Raw genomic sequence first — 15,930 nt, forward strand, 5'->3', positions numbered from 1 at the left:
CCGATGGCGCATGGTTCGGACCGGACGCGGGCACGAAGGCGAACGCGACCTCGAACGTCTCACTGCCCGCGCCGCTCGACCTGTGCCTTCGTGGCCCGCGACGCCAAACCGCTCGGTGGTGACCACGGCGGGGAAGACCAGAATCTCCCCACTAGTCAAGCCAGCTCATCGGCATGGAGCCGAGCCCGTGGATACGGCTGACGCCTCAGTCAGTTCGTGGAAGAGTTTGTTCGTGGCGGCGCTGGGGCGGGCGCGCATGGATTTGAGGCGTTCGCTCAGGTCCTGGTAGGTGCGTTGCACCGCGTCGGGACGTCCAAGGGCTGCCTGGGTCCTCATGATCCCCTGGTAGACGGCCTCGTTAAGGTCATCGGAGGCCACGGCCTTCTCCAGCCACCTGATGGCCTGATCGAGGCTGTCAGCAGCTTTGGCCAGGCTGACGAAACACTCGGCGGCTGCGCGACGGTAGGCCTGGCGCTTCGCCTCGATCCACGGCAGGTCCGCCTCGGTCAAGAGTTCCTGGGTGTACTCCGCTGACGCTGACCGGAGGCGAGCGAGACGTTCTCCCGATTCCTTGACCATGCCGGCCGCCTTCAGTTCGGCATCGAATCGCCACACGTCCACGTCTATGGCCTCGCGGCGGATCTGGTAGCGGCCCGAGGCCACATCGATGATCTCGGCCGCGGGGTCGTCCAGAGCCTCACGGATGGCACCGCGTGCACTGGTGCAGGCGGTGTTGCGCAAAGTTCGGGCCTTGCTCTCGGTGGTATCCGGGAAGAGCGCGTCGGTCAGCGCCTCCGTGCCGACCCCTTCAGGGTGGAGGGCGAGGTAGGCCAGGAGCCTGCGTGAAGCGGCGCGCATCTTCGTGCTGATATCGACGCCCGCATGCGTGATTCGAGGTTGAGGCGCGAACAGCCGGAGCTGGATCCTCTGAGTGCCGTCCCCAGCCGGCGGAAGCCTCGAGGTCTCGGCCTGCTCCGCGTCCGCAGGCACATCGCCCTCTTCCTCGGCTTCGGACTCGTCCGGTGCTGGGCAGTCCGGAGTATCAGTGCTGGTGTTGAAGTGCGCGGCAAAGGTCGCCCGGTCGATGTGCAGGAGCCGGAGGTCTTCGTAGGTGGCTGTGGACCCGTCGGTGGACATCACGTGGACCCTCTCGGCTACGTTGCAGCGGATCGCCGGTGTGTGCCCTTCTTCTCCAAGCACCACGACCACGAGGTCGTTGTCCTCGGTCCCCTGGGCGAGAGTGCGCAACCGGTCGTCTACGAGCGCGTGTTCGGGCGCTTCCACCAGTAGCAGGGTCCGATGCGACTCAGTCTTCGGTCCGCCCGCGCTGATGTAGGCCAGCTCCGCCTCGGTGATCGCTGACGCGGTGTCCGCGCTCACCACCAGCCCTGCTGCTCGTACCCGGTCGGGAGCGCCTGCTCGAGTCATCATGTCGCGAGTGGTGATGACCCTGGTCATCGGATCGGCCAGCGCACGGCCGATCAGGGAGGCGCACACCGCCACAGCGTGGGTACCGACGATGCCGAGCCCATCGCGAGCGCTGACGCTGAGGTTGTCGGCGATGCGGATGTGGCCTTCGTCGCTGATCAGCGGCGCGTCGGTAGCCCTGGTGACCGAGACAGGGTTTCCCATCGGTTGGTCGGTGTCGACGTACTCAGAGACCTCGTCGGAGATCCCGCACTCCGTATCCTTCCCGGCCCGGTGTTTACGGCGTCGTCCTGGGGCGGTGAGACGTCCCGCGACCGCGCCGACCGCTCCCCCGGCGACGGCTCCGGCGAGTACCGCACCACCAGGGAACCCGTTGGTGTCCTGTGCACCGTCGGTCAGCGCGTCGTCAGCCTCGGTGTCAGTGCCTGCCTCGTCCGGCTCCTGCTCGGCGTCAGCTGGAGTTTGCTGTTGGGTGGTGAGGGTGTAGGTGATCTCAGCTCGGCGGTCGGCGGCCGGGCCCAGGTCGGCATGGTCGCGTGGCTGGTCAGAGCCAAGGCCCTCGGTGGTGACGGTCCAGCTCTCGCCGAGCTGCTCGGTCAGGTAAGCCGCGACACTGTCGGCTCGGCGCTGGGACAGGTCCCGGTTGTGTTCGTCGGGGCCATAGGCATCGGTGTGCCCAGTGACGACGATTTCGCGGTCGGGATCGCCGAAGAGCTGGAGGAGTTCGACCGTGGGCAGCAGTTCGTCCTGCATCGTGGGCGTGAGCTCAGCGGAGTCGAACCCGAACCCGGGCAGCGTGCGGGTTCGCTCCAGAACGTGCGCCGGCTCGTGGCTGTCAACCTCCGGTGCGCTGTCGGTCGGTGTGTTGTCAGCGGGTGCGACGGCGGCGACAGCAGGAGCGGTCACGACGACCGAAGATCCGGCGAGGCCGGTCATGGCCAGGCGCAACAGTCCGATCCTGGGCACCTGCCCCCGCACCAGGGCGACGAGGTCCGCGGTCACCAGCAGCGCGAACACGACCCACAAAGCCCACAGGGCTGCGAGCACCAGTGCGTGCAGCACACTCGGCGGGAGCGTGGCGCTCAACAGCGACAGCTTCAGGTAACCCCAGGTCACCTCCTCCCCGACCGGCCAACCGTGGCGAGTGAGAACGACGGGTGGGCCGATCAGCAGGGCGAGCATGACGCCGCCGCCCAGGACGGTTCGTGTCGGGTTCATGGCCTGGTTCCCCCTCCGAAGCCAGCTCACGGTGTGTGCGCGGTGGCGGTGGCTCGCGATGCGATCTCGACGTCACCGATGACGGCGAGCACCGCCGGTCGGTGGGTCATCGTGGCGGTGACCGTGATCGTGTCGGCGCTGACATCCACATCCCCCCGGGCGCCGCCTTGCCGGGCATGGCGCTGTGCAGCGGCCCGGGCCGCTGTGCGGTCGAGTGCGACCGTGCCGGCGCGGAGCCCATCCGGGTCGAGTTCCTGTGCTCCGGCGCGGGCGGCTTCGTGGGCAAGGGTGGTGGTCTGGGTCTTGGTGCGGAGCATGTGAGCGCCGTCGTGGACCAGGCCGAGGCAGGCGATGAGGGTGGTCGCGATGGCGATGAGGAACGCGCTGGGGTGGCCTCCGTGGAGCATCAGGGCACCTCCTCGCGGTGGACGTCGATGACCGAGGTGGCCTGGCCGGTGATGGTGCGCTCGCGCTGCACCCGCAGGATGGCGAGGTCGTCGCGGTGGCTGGTGCACGTCACCTCGGCGCGTACGACCGATGCCGAACCCACGTTCGTTGGGTGCAGGGCGACGGTGGCGCGTCGGCATGCGCGTCCCCAGGTACCGACGCTCTCGTTCAGCGCCTGTTCGGCGGCTGCTTGGGCCGCACGTTGGTCGGTGTGCAGGGAAGCGGACCGGGCTGACGCGTAGGCGAGTGCGTCGGCGGCCAGCGCGGCGGCGTAGGTGCGGCCGGTGAGGGTGAGCAGGGCAAGGAAGGCCAGTAGGACGGGGATGATGAGGATGATCATCTCCACGAAGGCGCTGCCCCGGTCGCCGTCGCGGTCTCGTCGCCGTGTCATCGGTCCGCCTGGTAGGGCTGTTCGATCGGGCCGGTCAGGGTCACGGACACGGTAGGGCTCCATCCGGGGAGCAGTCCGATGGAGGTCCCTTCCACGTCGACGTGCGTGGTGCCGTCGCGGCGCTGTACCTGGATTCGGATGTCGTCCAGGACTGTGCCGCCGAGGTCTTCGGCCAGTGTGTGGCCGCGCTCGCGTCCGTCCTGCTCGGTGGCTTCGAAGGCGCGGCCTGCTGCGAGTGCTTCGGTGGCGATGGCCTGGGCGCGGTGGTGGGCGTGGGCCCACAGCCCGTATTGCAGGATGCCCAGCAGCATGGTGAACATCAGCGGGATGGCGAAGAGCATCTCCGCCGCACCGCGGTCGTCTCGCGGTAGCAGGCGCTTCATGGGGCGACACCGAGGTCGATGCCCTGCGCGGCCTAGACGATCATCGGGGTGAGGATGGCTCCGATCGTGGTCACGATGCCGATGGTGATGACGAGCAGCAGCACGTATTCGGTGGAGGCGGACCCCCGATCGTCGGTGGTGTGGCGGCGGCGACGCCGATCGAGTACGAACGTGGTGAGGGCCCGGGGCAGGTGCTGACGCATGGGGTGTTCGCCTTTCGCTGGCTCAGAATCCGGTGAGGACGTGCACGATCGCTGGGTAGCCCATGAGCAGGAGGAAGCCGAGTACCAGGAGCACGACGGGCAGGGTCATGTGTTCGGTGGCTTCGTTGGCTCGGGCTTCCATGGCCGCCAGTCGGTGGGTGCGCAGCGAGGTGGCCTTGGCCCGTACTGATGCGCGCACGCGTGCGCCGTCGGTTCCGGCGAGCCGGATGGAGGAGGCGAGCTCGTCGAGTTCGCGTACGCCGGTGCGTTGGGCGAGGTCGGCGAGGGCGTCCCAGGGTGGGCGGGTGCGCAGGTTGGCTTCGTGCAGGCACTGGCGGATCTGGGTGAAGGCGGGCCCGCTGCCGCGCATGGTCGCGGCGGTCAGGGCGCCGGTGACTCCTGCTCCTCCGGCGAGGGCGACGCCGACCAGGTCCGCGATGACGGAGGTCGCGGCGCGCAGGTGATCGCGGCGCTGGGCGGCCTGTTTGCGCAGGTGCAGGCCCGGGGTCAGGAGGCCGATGGCGAGGGCGAGCAGTCCGAAAACCAGTGTGGCCACCGGGTGCATCGGTGAGGCCGGTGGGACTCCGGAGGCGGTGAGGCAGGCGCACAGCGCCAGGCCCGCGATGGCGGCGGTGGTCGACTCCGTGCGGTGGTCTGCGATGTCCTTGCCGCACACGGCGAGGTCGCGCTGTGCCCGCTCCCCCGGCCATCCCCATCGGCGCAGCATGGTCGCACCGAGTTCTTTGGTGTGTGCCTTGGCGCTGGGGGTGCCTGAAGCCGGGTCGTGGTCCTCGAGTGGTGGGAGGAGTTCGTCCAAGCGGGGGCGGCGCAGCGACTGGACGGTCAGCCAGAGCCCGAATCCCGCCGCGGCTCCGCCCACCGCTGCCACGAACACGAACATGTTCATACCCCGGTCCCCCCGGTCTTCGGCGCGAGAAGTCGTTGCGCTCGTTGCGGGCTGGACAGTCGGACCAGCCACCACAGCGCGCCCGCCCACACGCCACCGACCAGGGCGAGGACGAGCTGGCCGCTGACGGATCCGAGCGGTGCGAAGTAGGGGCCGTTGAAGACGGCCATGGCCACGACCATCCCGACAGTGGAGGCGATGATGATCCGCACCGACGTCCGAGTGCGTGCCCGCGACGCCGAGGTGCGGGTGAGCATCGAGGCGCGGTCGCGGGCGGCTTCGGCCAGGGTTCCCAGCAGGGTGCCCAGGTCGGCGGCGTGGCGGCGGGTGGCCATGGACAGTGCGGTGGCCACGAGGTCGGCGGTGTCGTTGCCGACCCGGTGGGCGAAGGCGGTCAGCGCGTCGTCCAGGTCGGCTCCGTCGGTCAGGTCCTGGGCGAGGGTGTGGACGTCGGCCCGGATCGGCAGCGGGGCGATGGGGACCGACGCCCAGATGGCCTGGCGTAGCCCGGAGGCGGCGGCGATGAGGTCGCGCAGCTGCTCGGCCCAGCCGGCGACGGCTTCGATCCGCTCGACCTCGGCGCCGGTGGCCCGGTCGGGGCCGAGCACCCTGGGCAGCCACCAGGCGGCCACGGAAACCAGGGCGGCGGCGACCGGCCACCCCGTCAGGCCCCAGACGATCGCCCCGGCCAGGCCCGCGATCGCCGCCTTCACCGCGGCGTCGCGGCCGGGTACTGCGCGGGCGTGAAGGCGTGGCAGTGCGGCGGTGATCTCGGGCGCGAGCAGGATCATGCCGAGTCCGACCGCGGCACCGCCCAAGGAGGCGAGGAGGGCAGTGGTCATCGCTGCCCCCGGAACAGGGAGGCGGGGTCGAAGCCGATCCGGGTGAGCTTGCGGGTGTACTGCGGGCTCAGGGACGTGGTGAATCCGCCGTGGTCGGCGGCGTAGATCTCGTTGCTGATGACCTGCGGGCCTTCGGAGCCGACGACTTCGCGGATGCTGGTGACGCGCCGGGTCCCGTCGGCCCCGGTGTCGATGTGCACGGCCAGGTGGACGGCGGAGGCGATGAGGATGCCGCTCTCCTCCAGGGACAACCGCTCCCGGGACTGGGCGGCATAGGTGGCGAGCTTGGTGAAGACCTGCGCGGAGGAGGAGGCGTGAATCGTGGCCATGGACCCGTCGGTGCCCATGGTCATCGCGTGCAGGAGTGCGACGGTCTCCTGGCCCCGGGTCTCGCCGACGATCACCCGGTCCGGGGACATCCGCAGCGCGTGCCGCACGAGGTCGGCCAGGGTGACCTCCCCAGCGCCCTCGGTGTTGGGCGGCCTGCCCTGCAGAGCGAGGCAGTCGAGGTCCTCGTCGGCCGACAGTCCGAGCTCGAAAGCGTCCTCGATGGTGATGACGCGTTCGGTGCGCCGGATGTGGCGGGCCAGGGCCCGGAGCAGGGTCGTCTTGCCGGAGCTGGTGGCACCGCCGATGATGACGTTCAACCGTGCCCGGACGGCCGCCGTGAGCAACGACCGCACGGGGGCGGTGAGCATGCCAGAAGCGGCCAGATCGGTCAGGGTGAGCTCCTGCTCGGGGTGGCGGCGGATGGTGACCGCCGGCCGACGCGAGACTCCCATGACCGCTGACAGGCGTGCGCCGTCGGCCAGTTCCATGGACAGCAGGGGCGCTGACAGGTCGAAGCGCCGCTCCCCTCCCGGCGCCTGTCCGGCGAGCCGCTGCACCAAGGCGACGAGTTCGTCGTCGGAGGAGGTCACGGGCGGGCGTTCCTCGCGCCGGCCGTCACCCAGGTCGACCAACACCCGGGTGCCGTTGATGTGGATGTCGCGCACGCCGGGTTCAGTCAGCAGCGCTTCCAAGGGGCCGAGTCCGCACACGTGTGCCAGGGCGCGTGCGTGCACCCACCGCTCCTCCTGCTCGGTGAGGGCGTGGGCGGCTCCGGTCAGGGCCCGGCAGGCGTGTTCCTCCAGCAGGGCTGACAGCATCGCGTCAGCCTGCTCCCGCTGTGTACGGCTGTGCTGGGTGTGTTCGGTCAGTGCGTCGTCAGCCGAACTGCGGCGCACGAGTTCGTCGGTGACGTGCGCTGCGAGGCGGTCGGCGATGTCGATCAGGTCGGCGGAGACATGGACGAGGGTCATGCGGCGGCGCCTTCCAGCTCGCGGACGGCCGACCGGGGTTCGGCGATCGGGCAGAGCAGATCGTCGATGCGTTCCGCCAGGCGGCGGGTCGTGGCCAGCAGAGGCATCCACTCGACGCTGTCGGGGTCCTGCCGGGTGTGGGACCAGGCCGCGAAGCGTTCGCGCAGGCTCCGCGGCCCGATGGCCGCACCGCGCAGGTAGGCGGCCGCAGTGGAGTCGGTGGGCAGGTTCGCCCAGACCGGATAACCGGTCTCGGCGGTGATCTCGGCGTCAGAGAACCGGCTTGCGCGCACGGCCAGGCCCACACGGGTACCGGTCTCGGACAGGGCGTCCAGGACCTCCCGGCAGCGGGAGATTCGGTAGATCTGGGCGGCGTCATCGCCCGCGACCGTGAAGACGGCGGCGTCAGCCATGGCGAGCAGGTGCGCACTGGCGGTTCCGGGCATCACCCGCCCCAGGTCGAGTACCGTGACTCCGCCGTCGAGGACGTGCCCTCGCCGGGCGAGTGCCGCCACGACCGCGGCCGCCTCGTGCGCGGTCGGCGGGGCGTGCAGGACTCGCAGGCCGCCGGGCAGTTCGGTGGCGTGCTTGAGCAACACCCGCCGCGTCCCGTCCTCCTCCTGGACCGCGTCCGGGTCCGGTTGCGTCACGGCACGCACCGACGCCGCGAGGGAGACCAGTCCCGGGCGCCCGGTCAACCGGTGCCAGGCACCCAGGTCTCCCCCACTGGCGTCGGCCTCCACCAGGACCGGGATGGTGAGCGGGCCCGATGGCCACAACGCGGCCAAGGCCGTCGCCGCCGTAGTGACCCCGGGCGCTCCCGAAAGCGAACACACCGCAATGATCATGCGCTTCCCCCTGTGGATTCGGCTTCCTGTTCCTCGGACATCAGCACCAGGCGCGCGCCCGGCTCGGCGACGGCGTTCGAGACCGCTGCGGCATCCTCAGCGGCCACGAGAAGCTCGATGACACGTGAGCCGCTCATTTCGCCTTCCTCCCCCAGCGAATGCAGCCGGGCGGGAAGCGGGTTCCCTTCTTCCGCACCGAGGACCTGCAGCGATGAGCCCTCTCGCGCCGAGGCCGGCAGCATCCCTAGTGGGGCGTCGACCGCCAGGACTGCGTGCCCGCCCTTGGGCCAGGCGGCGGTGTCGGCAAGCATCGCGCCGGTCAGCACCGTCCCGGCCGGGACAGGCACCGCCACCCGTTCACCGACGGCTCCGTCCGCCGGCACCAGGTCCAGCTCCTCCACCCCCAGGGCGTGCATGACGCGGACGTCGGCGTCGGTGAGCACGTCTCCGGCGGTGATGTCGTGCGCGGTGACCACCATCGGGACGCGCTCGTCCTCATGGCCCGCCGCCCAGGCGGCCACGATCCCGCCCAGGACGACCACCGCGACACCCGCGAAGGGCCGCTTCCAGCCGCGGCGGCGCGTGGGAGCAAGTCGCGATCTCATACCTTGCCGATCGGTTGAGTGGGGTTCAGTTGCTGTCGCCATCACGCATCCTCCATCCGTGGTCGTCTCAGCCGTCAGTGACCAACGCGTGCACCTCGCGCACGCGCACGCTCTGGGAGCTGCTGGTCGTCAAGGGGTCCAGGGTGCCGCCGCCCCCGCCCGTGGTCGTCCACTCGACCGACCACCTGACCGTGGCCGTCACGGGGAAGCGCCCGTTCGGCTGTCGGTGGGAGGCGCGGGTGTAGGTGTGGCCGCAGTCCGGCGAGGGCTCCTCGGCATCGTGCACCGCGGCAGAGAAAGCGGTGCCCAGGCCATCGCAGTCCACGACCGTGCCGTCGCCCATGTCCCAGCGCAGAGCGTCGGGTGTGGCCGTGACCGTCACCGATCCCGCCGAAACCGACGCAGTCGCGCTCACCGGTTCCCAGCCGGAGCGTTCCACCCACAGCCACAACGGGAAGCGCACGACCGAGAAGGTGGCAAATCCAGGGGAGGAGCGGACGGTCGGTGAAGGCAGGGACATCGACGCCCGTGCCTGCTCAGCCGCCGCGCGCGGACTGATAGTCACCTCGCCATCCGGCGATGCGGGCCCGGGTAGCCCCGTGGCCCGACACGACCAGCCCGGCTCATCGGTCTCGTGTGCCACGCACGCCGGCTCCGCCGACAACGTCACCGGCCCACCGCTACCTGTTCCTGGGCGCGGCGACCCACCATTCAACGAAGAACCATGGCGTTCGGACTCGGCGCTGACCGTGCACGCTGCCCCACCGGCCTGGCCGCATGTCGCCAGACCTCGGAATTCGGAAGAACCGTCCGTTGGAGCCGCGACAGCCAGGAGTGGGATCAGGGAAACACCGCCGAGCGTCGTCAGCAGCGACGAACTCAGCATGTGTGATCTCCCCAGATGCGCATCTTGGTGACCCACCAGTCGAAGACGTCGCGCTCGACGGTGGCCGTGACCAGAACCCGGTCCATCTCGGGTTCTTCCGTGCCGACGGTCCGCCAGTCGCCGCCGACTTGGCAGTCGTCGATCTCGACCGTGGTCGGAGCAGATTCAGGCTCGGCAGAGCTCACCTCCGGGTCGAGGTTGAGCTCCCCTTCCATACCGTGGCCCTCGTCCAGCACGCCTTGCACACCGAACTGCGCCAACTCCAGTGCCTGGCCTGTGGCGTGCTCTTCAAGTTCAGGATGCTCCGGGTCCATCTCCGCCGAGGCCAGCACGATCGCGTCCCAAAACTGCAGGTAGGCAGCCACGGCCTCCTCTTCAGAGCGAGCGGATTCGGATTCCGTTTCCTCTGGAACGGTGGAGGTGCGCGAGGCTGATTCGGTGTCAGCCATACCCTCACCGGAGCACCCGGCTGCCAGGACCAAAGCGAGAGCCGACAGCAGGGATCCACGCATCACCACAGAAGACTCCTTTGAGTGACTTCTTGATCACTCTTAGCGATGCATGTGAACGTAGCTCGTGGAACCCGGTGCCCACAAGGGCTTTCGGTCATCGCCTCGGCGGAAAACTGTCGACAACCTCACAGAACTCAGGTGTCCAAATCGGCGTCTAACGAAAAATCATTCATAGAGGGCACTTCGCGAATAGTTCGACACCCATCCCTATACACACAGAACGGGCGGCGCCCGAGTGGACACCGCCCGCCACGCCTCTCACGAGTGAGAGTCGGATCCGCTCATCGCGACATGATGAGGCCCCCGAGTCCGACTGGCACCTGGTCCGGCTCGAGAACGAAGGTCGCCCACACTCCGATCCCCAGGTTCACACTCCCCGGGCCCACGGGATAGTGACCCCACGCCTTCGCCAAGGCGTCGACGAGCAGCAATCCCCGCTGCCCTTCGGCCACCTCCCACTCATCCGTGGTTCGGTCGGAGGGGATACAAGGCAGGCCAACCCCGCAACCTTCGTCGATGATCGCCAGCCACAGCGTGGACGGGGTCGGCATCGCCAAGGCCCGGGAGAACCAGCCTCCGGGGGCGTACTTGACGGCGTTGGCGGCCAGCTCGGCCGCGCACAGTTGCACGGAGTCCACCACGTCGGAGTCGAACTCCGCCAGGTCGTCGGCCAGGTCACGGCGGACCTGGCCCACCTGCGCGAGATCGCACGCGTACCTCCGGTGATCCCACCAGGCCATCGCCTCCGCAGGTGGGGGCAGAACCGTCCTGGTCATGATCGTCCCCCAGCTCGGCCGACGGTCTCGAGGTAGACACGGATAGCCGCGGTGAGGTCCCCCAAGTCATCCGGCGGCGACGTCGGTCCCGCCTCCAACAGGTCACCCTCCGGCAGACGGGGACGAGGGACCAGCTGCCCCACAGGAGGTGGCGGTGGCATGTAGGGGCGCACCAAAGCGCCCGCAACTTCGTCGGGGTGAACGTCCTCAAGGACGCTGTCGGGATCGCCCAAGCGATAGCTTCCGCCCCATCGTGTGGATGCCGCCTCGGTGGCGGCGGACCACATCTGCGCGGTGGGGAAGCCGTCTAGGTCCCGTATGGCGTGCTGGGGCAGGGCCGCAGTGGGCAGTGCCCGCCGTTCAGGCGCCGGGGTGATTGCGGCTGGCTGTCGTTTGAACGTCCGCGGAACGAACACGAATGCCAGAGCCGCTGCGAGCATCGCTGCGGCGATGGCCCAAACCTGTCCGGCGAGGCTTCGACGCGGCTTGCGGTGGCGCCCGCTAGGCTGTTCCATGATGGCCTCCTGGTGCTTCAGGTGGTTGTCACGCCCCGGCTCGGTGCCTTGACTCACCGGACGGGGCATCTTCATTTGTGCGGCTCAAGGCGGGTGTCAATGGCCCCCGAAAGGCCGCGCTTCCCACCTCGGCGACGCGGGAATGTTGATTCAGTCGTCGGGATCGCGCTGTGGGTCGATCAGCGCCCAGACGGTCAGCGGACCACCTGAGTAGCCGGTCCACCACCACTTCTCCGAGAGCTTCGAGACCAGGAGCAGACCGCGCCCACGGACGCTCGAGTCTCCGTCACAGCCAGCGACGTGGGGGACGGTGATCGGTTGCCGCGCGCTGGGACCGTCATCGGTCACCGCCACCAGGACGAAGTCGCCAGGCAGGACCTCCACCACGACCTTCACCCGACCATGTCGGCCGCCCGACGCTGAATGGGCGATCGCGTTGGTGACCAGCTCGTTGACCACCATCACCACCGGCGCCGCTTGGCCCTCATCCAGCCGGGTGGCCTGTTCGCACCAGGTGCGGATCCGGCGGACCTGCTCCGGATTCCCGTCGAAGTAGGCCGCGGACAGCCCGCTCCGCCGGCTCTTCACCCTCACCGGCAACCCACCCGCCGCCCGCCGATCCTCCTTCTGGCCACACCTCGGACGCGGGATCACACACCTGCCCACGGCAGGATCCGGGGGTGGACCGCTTGGACTTGCCATATCTAGACCTCCTCAAGGACAAGGATTCGCAACACAACGCGCCACGTTGACGCTCGCTCCGGGACGCGCACAGCCGGACGACTCCAGCGGCCCGCTCGTGTCGCCGCCCACCAGCAACTGAGGCAAGGCGGCACAGCATGAGCCGAACTCACCTGGCAGCTGATCATCGACCGCCACGCTAAGAGTCTGCCTGGAAACCATCGATCATCACAAGAGCGTTTGGGAAACTTTCCCATATGACTGTTGTTCAAAGTGGCACACTGGTGTCGCATACGTCAGACTTGAGATGAGCACCCCCAAGGAGGTAGGCAGTGGCCCAAAGCGTCACTACGGTCACCCGGCGAACCCTGGCCAGAGTGCTGAGGGAGAGCCGGATCAAGGCAGGAAAGACGGCCTCTGCCGCTGCTAGCTACGCGGATGTCACCCCGGGCACACTGAGCAAGTACGAGAACGGCGAGAACCCCATCCCCGTGGGGACGGCGAAGCTGTTGGCTGAGCACTACGGCCTGGCCCCCGACGTGTGCACGACGATCATGGAGATGGCCAGGGGCGCCAAGCAGCGCGGCTGGTGGCAGAAGTATCAGGAGATCCCCAACTGGTTCTCCGCATACGTGAGCTTCGAGGCCGAAGCGAGCACGTTGCGCAACTACGAGGACGGCCTCATCCCCGGCCTACTCCAGTCGCCTGACTACGCCCGTGCTCTGGTGAAGTCCGAAATCGGAATCTCCGACCTCTCCGACTCATATGTCTCTGTCCGGATGCAACGTCAGGAACGCCTCCTGGACGAGCAGCGCCCCCTTCGGCTGAGCGCAGTCGTCAACGAAGCAAGCCTGCTTCGACGCGTCGGAGGACGCGACGTCATGAAGGACCAACTGAAGCTACTGATCGAACGAGCCAGCCTGCCGAACGTCGATCTCCGGGTCCTCCCCTTCGACGTGGGTGGGCACGCGGCGATCGCAGGCAGCTTCGCCATCATGGGGTTCGAGAGCCCATTCCCAAGCATCGACTTCGAGGACATCGTGTACGTCGAGTACAAGATGGGCGCCCTCTACCTCGAAGAAGGATCGACTGAGGTGTCGACGTACTCAGCGATCTTCGACAGCGTGCAAGCAAGCTCGCTCAACCCTGACGAGTCGATCAAGTACATCCAGCAGGTCCTGGACGAGAGGTTTTGAACGTATGAGAAGCGACAGAGGCCCCCAAGACCTCAGCAGACTCATCTGGCGCACCTCCAGCTACAGCACTGGTGCGGGCCAGTGTGTACAGGTCGCGGAACTCCCGGATGGTGGTCGCGCCGTCCGCGATTCCAAGAACCCTGGAGGGCAGCCCCACTTCTTCGCACTCGGCGAATGGGACGCCTTCGTGAAAGGGGTCAGGGCTGGAGCGTCCGATCTCTAGCCCCGGACGGGCTCCACCCTCACCGACGTAGCCAGCCAGGCCGAACTCCTCCAGCCTCACCTACACCAAACCCGATTGGGACGCCTTCAAGCTCGGCTCCGAAGCCATGAAACTGCGCAGCGGCAACCCCGTGGAGTCCTTGTCAGTCGCGCTTAAGCCGGTCCAGAACCTGTGGCAAGGACAGTTCCTGGTCGTCTTTGTCCCATTCCCAGAAGTCGAACACCGTGGCGGCGGCCTCGGCCATCTCCCGTGGAAGGCCGGCGGCAACCAGGCTCTCAGACACCTCCCGCATCTCTGGAGCCCAACGCCACGCCTTCGCTGCCACACCCGTCAGGTACTCCGGAGTAGCCAGAGGGGACTTGGCCAGACGGCGAGCCTCCGCCGTCAGGTGCTCATCCACCCCGTGGGCACTGCCCAGTGCCTGTGCGACACCAGCCAAGGCGCATGCGGCCTTCTGGTAGGAGCCGTATGCCATCTTCAGCGCCGAGGCGGCCCCTACCTGCCCCTCTATCTGAAGCGGGACGACGACCGTACCCGCGAACAATTCCGCGACCTCGGCTGAATCCGCCCCTTCTCCGGAAAGGTAGAGGTGTGTAGCGACGGTGCCCCCGGGCGGCGGGCCGATGACGCACCCGTCCACAACGCGTGCGCCGTGACCGACCATGCCTGCCGCAATCCGTGCCGCACGGTCAGGGCTGATGGCGTTGGCTTCAACGAAGACACCGGAGAAACCCTCCTCCCTCACCGAATCAGCGGTCTCCTCTGCGGCTGCAGGTGGGCATAGGGAGATCACCATGGACGAGCGCTCCAGCAAAGCCCCCAGCTCTGGGACGGCTTCAAACCTGGCTTGCTCGGCTCGCCGGGCACTCGCCTCACTTCGGCCAGCCGGACACCACAGGACATGGACGCCAGCCTTGGTGAGCTCGTGCCCGACTGCGGCGCCCATCTGGCCGGGATGCAGAAGGCCGACTGTGACTGGGCTGGTCATGGCGTATGTCCTTCGGGGAGAGCAGGGGCCGGTGGGGCACAGAACTCGATGATCTCATCACGAAGCGTGGCGGCCAGAGGCGAGGTACGCACCTCAGGAGCCTCCAGTTGGATCCGCACTTGGTGGAGCCTGCGTTTCACGCTGTCCGTACGCCGGTTCGCGGCGTCTGTGAAGACTGCGTGTACCTGCTCGGCCGTGCCATCGAGCTCGCCCGTTTCAAGACGTGACGCAGCGAGATCGAGGCGGGCCAGGCACATCTCCCCGACGCGTCGTTGGCCCGGCGGGGCCTGCTCGAACATCGAAACCGCTTGGGAGGCTTCCCGGGCGGCCCGGTGCAACCGTGGTCGGCCCCCCAACCACACCTGGCAGGTGCTGCCGTAGAAAAGCTGCTTCTCCACGGGGAAGGCCATCATTCCGCCGTACTCGTCCGGATGGTCGGCAGTCTCTCGAGCGTTCGCCGCGGCTGCCAGAGCCGTCTCCACACCTTCGGCGTTGCCCACCCGCGCGTGGGCCCGAGCCTCGATACTGGCCAGCCGAACGGCAGCCGATCCCTGTCCAGAGACGGTCTCCCTGACGGAGGATGCAAGGCTGATGGCTTCCTCGAAGTGGTCGCCCCAGTACGCGATCAAGCTCTGCATACCGCGTACCCATGTGCGCAGCCAGTCGCTACCGGCCAGCTCCGCACACAGGTAGGCCGTCCGAGCCTGGGTCGCCGCCGCATCCATGTGCCCGAGGTCGAAGGACGCGTTCGCCAGGACACCGCAGGTGACCCCGGCGATGAGATACAGGTCCCGTCCCTGCTTCGGGTACTGCTGTCCCTCCAGCAACTCGAACGCACGGTTACGTAGGTCGACGAGCTCCAGGAAGGTGGGGAAGACCGGGCGGCCGGGGTAGGCCTTGATAAGGTTTCTGAGATCGGCGTCGAGTTGATCCAAGGTGTGAGGTCCCACGTTGGTCCTTCCGGCATATTGCGTGAAGTGCGCGGATTCGCGGGCCGCTGACATGATCACTTCGGCCTCGGTTTGGAATGAGTGCCCGAAGGTGAGCACCGAGGAAGCGTGACCGCCAGTACCCTTCAGAAGCGGCAACGCCATCGGAATCCGAGGACGGGGTAACTCCAGGTCCCGCTCGCGGACGACCACGCGGCGGGTGTAATCCGCAGCGAAGCCGAGCTGTACCGGACCTGTATCGAAGAGCCTGCACAACAAGTCTTCGTAGTCCCTGCTCGGTCGATCGCCGGCCTCCCACTGGCGCCAGGAGCGCTCCGTGAGCCCGCGCCGCTTGAATCCGTCCCGATCACACATCCGGTGGAAGTTGTCGATCGCAGAGGCGACGGTCCATCCCGCGGCCAGTCGGAAGCACTTGAGGCGGGGGTGACCACAACACTTGCTGATCGCGAGGGCGATCCGTTCTCGGAGTCCGTCTGGACCGGCGTCATGGGCCAGTACTCCAGCAGCACTCCGCATCGATTCCCGGATGCGAGATGCGCAGCTCAGGTCATGGCAGGTGGTCGTGGCAGAAGGCATGTCCTGCTTTCCGTGAAGGCGCTCTCCACGACACGCTAACTGCGAGAAGTCCTC

Annotated in this window: 18 protein-coding genes; 2 read left to right on the forward strand and 16 right to left on the reverse strand. The window is 68.0% G+C overall.

Annotated features, from left to right (window positions below; genetic code table 11):
• Nucleotides 1-165: 165 nt before the first annotated feature.
• The 14 genes from DFP74_RS07950 to DFP74_RS08015 form a co-directional block, all read right to left on the reverse strand.
• Nucleotides 166-2,646 (reverse strand): OmpA family protein, encoded by a 2,481-nt coding sequence (locus tag DFP74_RS07950; protein ID WP_121181104.1) that lies wholly within the window; start codon nt 2,644-2,646, stop codon nt 166-168.
• Nucleotides 2,647-2,672: 26 nt separating this feature from the next.
• Entirely contained in the window at nt 2,673-3,053 is a 381-nt protein-coding gene (locus DFP74_RS07955) for a hypothetical protein (protein WP_121181105.1), read from the reverse strand.
• Nucleotides 3,053-3,484 carry a hypothetical protein gene (locus tag DFP74_RS07960; protein ID WP_233570861.1) on the reverse strand — a complete coding sequence of 144 codons (432 nt, stop codon included), beginning with the start codon at nt 3,482-3,484 and terminating at the stop codon, nt 3,053-3,055. Before DFP74_RS07960 ends, DFP74_RS07955 begins: the two co-directional genes overlap by 1 nt.
• A complete protein-coding gene (locus tag DFP74_RS07965; RefSeq protein WP_121181106.1) occupies nt 3,481-3,867 on the reverse strand; it encodes a TadE/TadG family type IV pilus assembly protein in 387 nt (128 codons plus the stop codon). Before DFP74_RS07965 ends, DFP74_RS07960 begins: the two co-directional genes overlap by 4 nt.
• 32 nt (nt 3,868-3,899) lie before the next feature.
• Nucleotides 3,900-4,070, reverse strand: coding sequence for a hypothetical protein (locus DFP74_RS33810; protein WP_199725545.1), 171 nt, complete (start codon nt 4,068-4,070; stop codon nt 3,900-3,902).
• Between the two features lie 22 nt (nt 4,071-4,092).
• Complete coding sequence (locus DFP74_RS07970) at nt 4,093-4,977, reverse strand: type II secretion system F family protein (RefSeq protein ID WP_233570862.1); 885 nt, start codon at nt 4,975-4,977, stop codon at nt 4,093-4,095.
• The gene (locus DFP74_RS07975) at nt 4,974-5,819 is read right to left on the reverse strand and encodes a type II secretion system F family protein (protein ID WP_121181107.1); all 846 of its coding nucleotides are present in this window, start codon (nt 5,817-5,819) and stop codon (nt 4,974-4,976) included. The genes DFP74_RS07970 and DFP74_RS07975 overlap by 4 nt, the downstream gene beginning before the upstream one ends.
• Entirely contained in the window at nt 5,816-7,120 is a 1,305-nt protein-coding gene (locus DFP74_RS07980) for a CpaF family protein (RefSeq protein ID WP_121181108.1), read from the reverse strand. The genes DFP74_RS07975 and DFP74_RS07980 overlap by 4 nt, the downstream gene beginning before the upstream one ends.
• A complete protein-coding gene (locus DFP74_RS07985) occupies nt 7,117-7,908 on the reverse strand; it encodes a hypothetical protein (RefSeq protein WP_121181109.1) in 792 nt (263 codons plus the stop codon). The genes DFP74_RS07980 and DFP74_RS07985 overlap by 4 nt, the downstream gene beginning before the upstream one ends.
• Nucleotides 7,909-7,964: 56 nt before the next feature.
• Entirely contained in the window at nt 7,965-8,510 is a 546-nt protein-coding gene (locus tag DFP74_RS07990) for an SAF domain-containing protein (protein ID WP_233570863.1), read from the reverse strand.
• A 130-nt stretch (nt 8,511-8,640) separates the two neighbouring features.
• Complete coding sequence (locus tag DFP74_RS07995) at nt 8,641-9,036, reverse strand: hypothetical protein (RefSeq protein WP_233570864.1); 396 nt, start codon at nt 9,034-9,036, stop codon at nt 8,641-8,643.
• 416 nt (nt 9,037-9,452) lie between these two features.
• On the reverse strand, nt 9,453-9,908 hold the full coding sequence (locus DFP74_RS08000) for a hypothetical protein (RefSeq protein WP_233570865.1): 456 nt from the start codon (nt 9,906-9,908) through the stop codon (nt 9,453-9,455).
• A gap of 344 nt (nt 9,909-10,252) precedes the next feature.
• The gene (locus DFP74_RS08005; protein ID WP_121181110.1) at nt 10,253-10,747 is read right to left on the reverse strand and encodes an ATP-binding protein; all 495 of its coding nucleotides are present in this window, start codon (nt 10,745-10,747) and stop codon (nt 10,253-10,255) included.
• Between the two features lie 665 nt (nt 10,748-11,412).
• Nucleotides 11,413-11,856, reverse strand: a complete 444-nt coding sequence (locus DFP74_RS08015) for an ATP-binding protein (RefSeq protein ID WP_233570866.1) — start codon at nt 11,854-11,856, stop codon at nt 11,413-11,415.
• A 419-nt stretch (nt 11,857-12,275) separates the two neighbouring features.
• Between DFP74_RS08015 and DFP74_RS08020 the strand changes: the two genes are divergently transcribed.
• Together DFP74_RS08020 and DFP74_RS08025 are read left to right on the forward strand one after the other, a co-directional pair.
• Complete coding sequence (locus tag DFP74_RS08020; protein WP_121181113.1) at nt 12,276-13,139, forward strand: helix-turn-helix transcriptional regulator; 864 nt, start codon at nt 12,276-12,278, stop codon at nt 13,137-13,139.
• A 4-nt stretch (nt 13,140-13,143) separates the two neighbouring features.
• Nucleotides 13,144-13,362, forward strand: a complete 219-nt coding sequence (locus tag DFP74_RS08025; RefSeq protein WP_121181114.1) for a DUF397 domain-containing protein — start codon at nt 13,144-13,146, stop codon at nt 13,360-13,362.
• Between the two features lie 142 nt (nt 13,363-13,504).
• On the opposite strand, the gene DFP74_RS08030 is transcribed toward DFP74_RS08025, so the two are convergent.
• Together DFP74_RS08030 and DFP74_RS08035 are read right to left on the reverse strand one after the other, a co-directional pair.
• A complete protein-coding gene (locus tag DFP74_RS08030) occupies nt 13,505-14,350 on the reverse strand; it encodes an NAD(P)-dependent oxidoreductase (protein WP_121181115.1) in 846 nt (281 codons plus the stop codon).
• Nucleotides 14,347-15,492 (reverse strand): hypothetical protein, encoded by a 1,146-nt coding sequence (locus DFP74_RS08035; protein WP_147453836.1) that lies wholly within the window; start codon nt 15,490-15,492, stop codon nt 14,347-14,349. The genes DFP74_RS08030 and DFP74_RS08035 overlap by 4 nt, the downstream gene beginning before the upstream one ends.
• Nucleotides 15,493-15,930 lie beyond the last annotated feature (438 nt).

Origin of the sequence: Nocardiopsis sp. Huas11 (assembly GCF_003634495.1) — a bacterium.
GTDB lineage: Bacteria > Actinomycetota > Actinomycetes > Streptosporangiales > Streptosporangiaceae > Nocardiopsis.

What these genes read in the sequence shown, in the direction of transcription:
- DFP74_RS07950 (WP_121181104.1), bottom strand. Translation starts at nt 2,646, where the DNA reads ATGAACCCGACACGAACCGTCCTGGGCGGCGGCGTCATGCTCGCCCTG.
- DFP74_RS07955 (WP_121181105.1), bottom strand. Translation starts at nt 3,053, where the DNA reads ATGCTCCACGGAGGCCACCCCAGCGCGTTCCTCATCGCCATCGCGACC.
- DFP74_RS07960 (WP_233570861.1), bottom strand. Translation starts at nt 3,484, where the DNA reads ATGACACGGCGACGAGACCGCGACGGCGACCGGGGCAGCGCCTTCGTG.
- DFP74_RS07965 (WP_121181106.1), bottom strand. Translation starts at nt 3,867, where the DNA reads ATGAAGCGCCTGCTACCGCGAGACGACCGCGGTGCGGCGGAGATGCTC.
- DFP74_RS33810 (WP_199725545.1), bottom strand. Translation starts at nt 4,070, where the DNA reads ATGCGTCAGCACCTGCCCCGGGCCCTCACCACGTTCGTACTCGATCGG.
- DFP74_RS07970 (WP_233570862.1), bottom strand. Translation starts at nt 4,977, where the DNA reads ATGAACATGTTCGTGTTCGTGGCAGCGGTGGGCGGAGCCGCGGCGGGA.
- DFP74_RS07975 (WP_121181107.1), bottom strand. Translation starts at nt 5,819, where the DNA reads ATGACCACTGCCCTCCTCGCCTCCTTGGGCGGTGCCGCGGTCGGACTC.
- DFP74_RS07980 (WP_121181108.1), bottom strand. Translation starts at nt 7,120, where the DNA reads ATGACCCTCGTCCATGTCTCCGCCGACCTGATCGACATCGCCGACCGC.
- DFP74_RS08000 (WP_233570865.1), bottom strand. Translation starts at nt 9,908, where the DNA reads ATGGCTGACACCGAATCAGCCTCGCGCACCTCCACCGTTCCAGAGGAA.
- DFP74_RS08005 (WP_121181110.1), bottom strand. Translation starts at nt 10,747, where the DNA reads ATGACCAGGACGGTTCTGCCCCCACCTGCGGAGGCGATGGCCTGGTGG.
- DFP74_RS08025 (WP_121181114.1), top strand. Translation starts at nt 13,144, where the DNA reads ATGAGAAGCGACAGAGGCCCCCAAGACCTCAGCAGACTCATCTGGCGC.
- DFP74_RS08030 (WP_121181115.1), bottom strand. Translation starts at nt 14,350, where the DNA reads ATGACCAGCCCAGTCACAGTCGGCCTTCTGCATCCCGGCCAGATGGGC.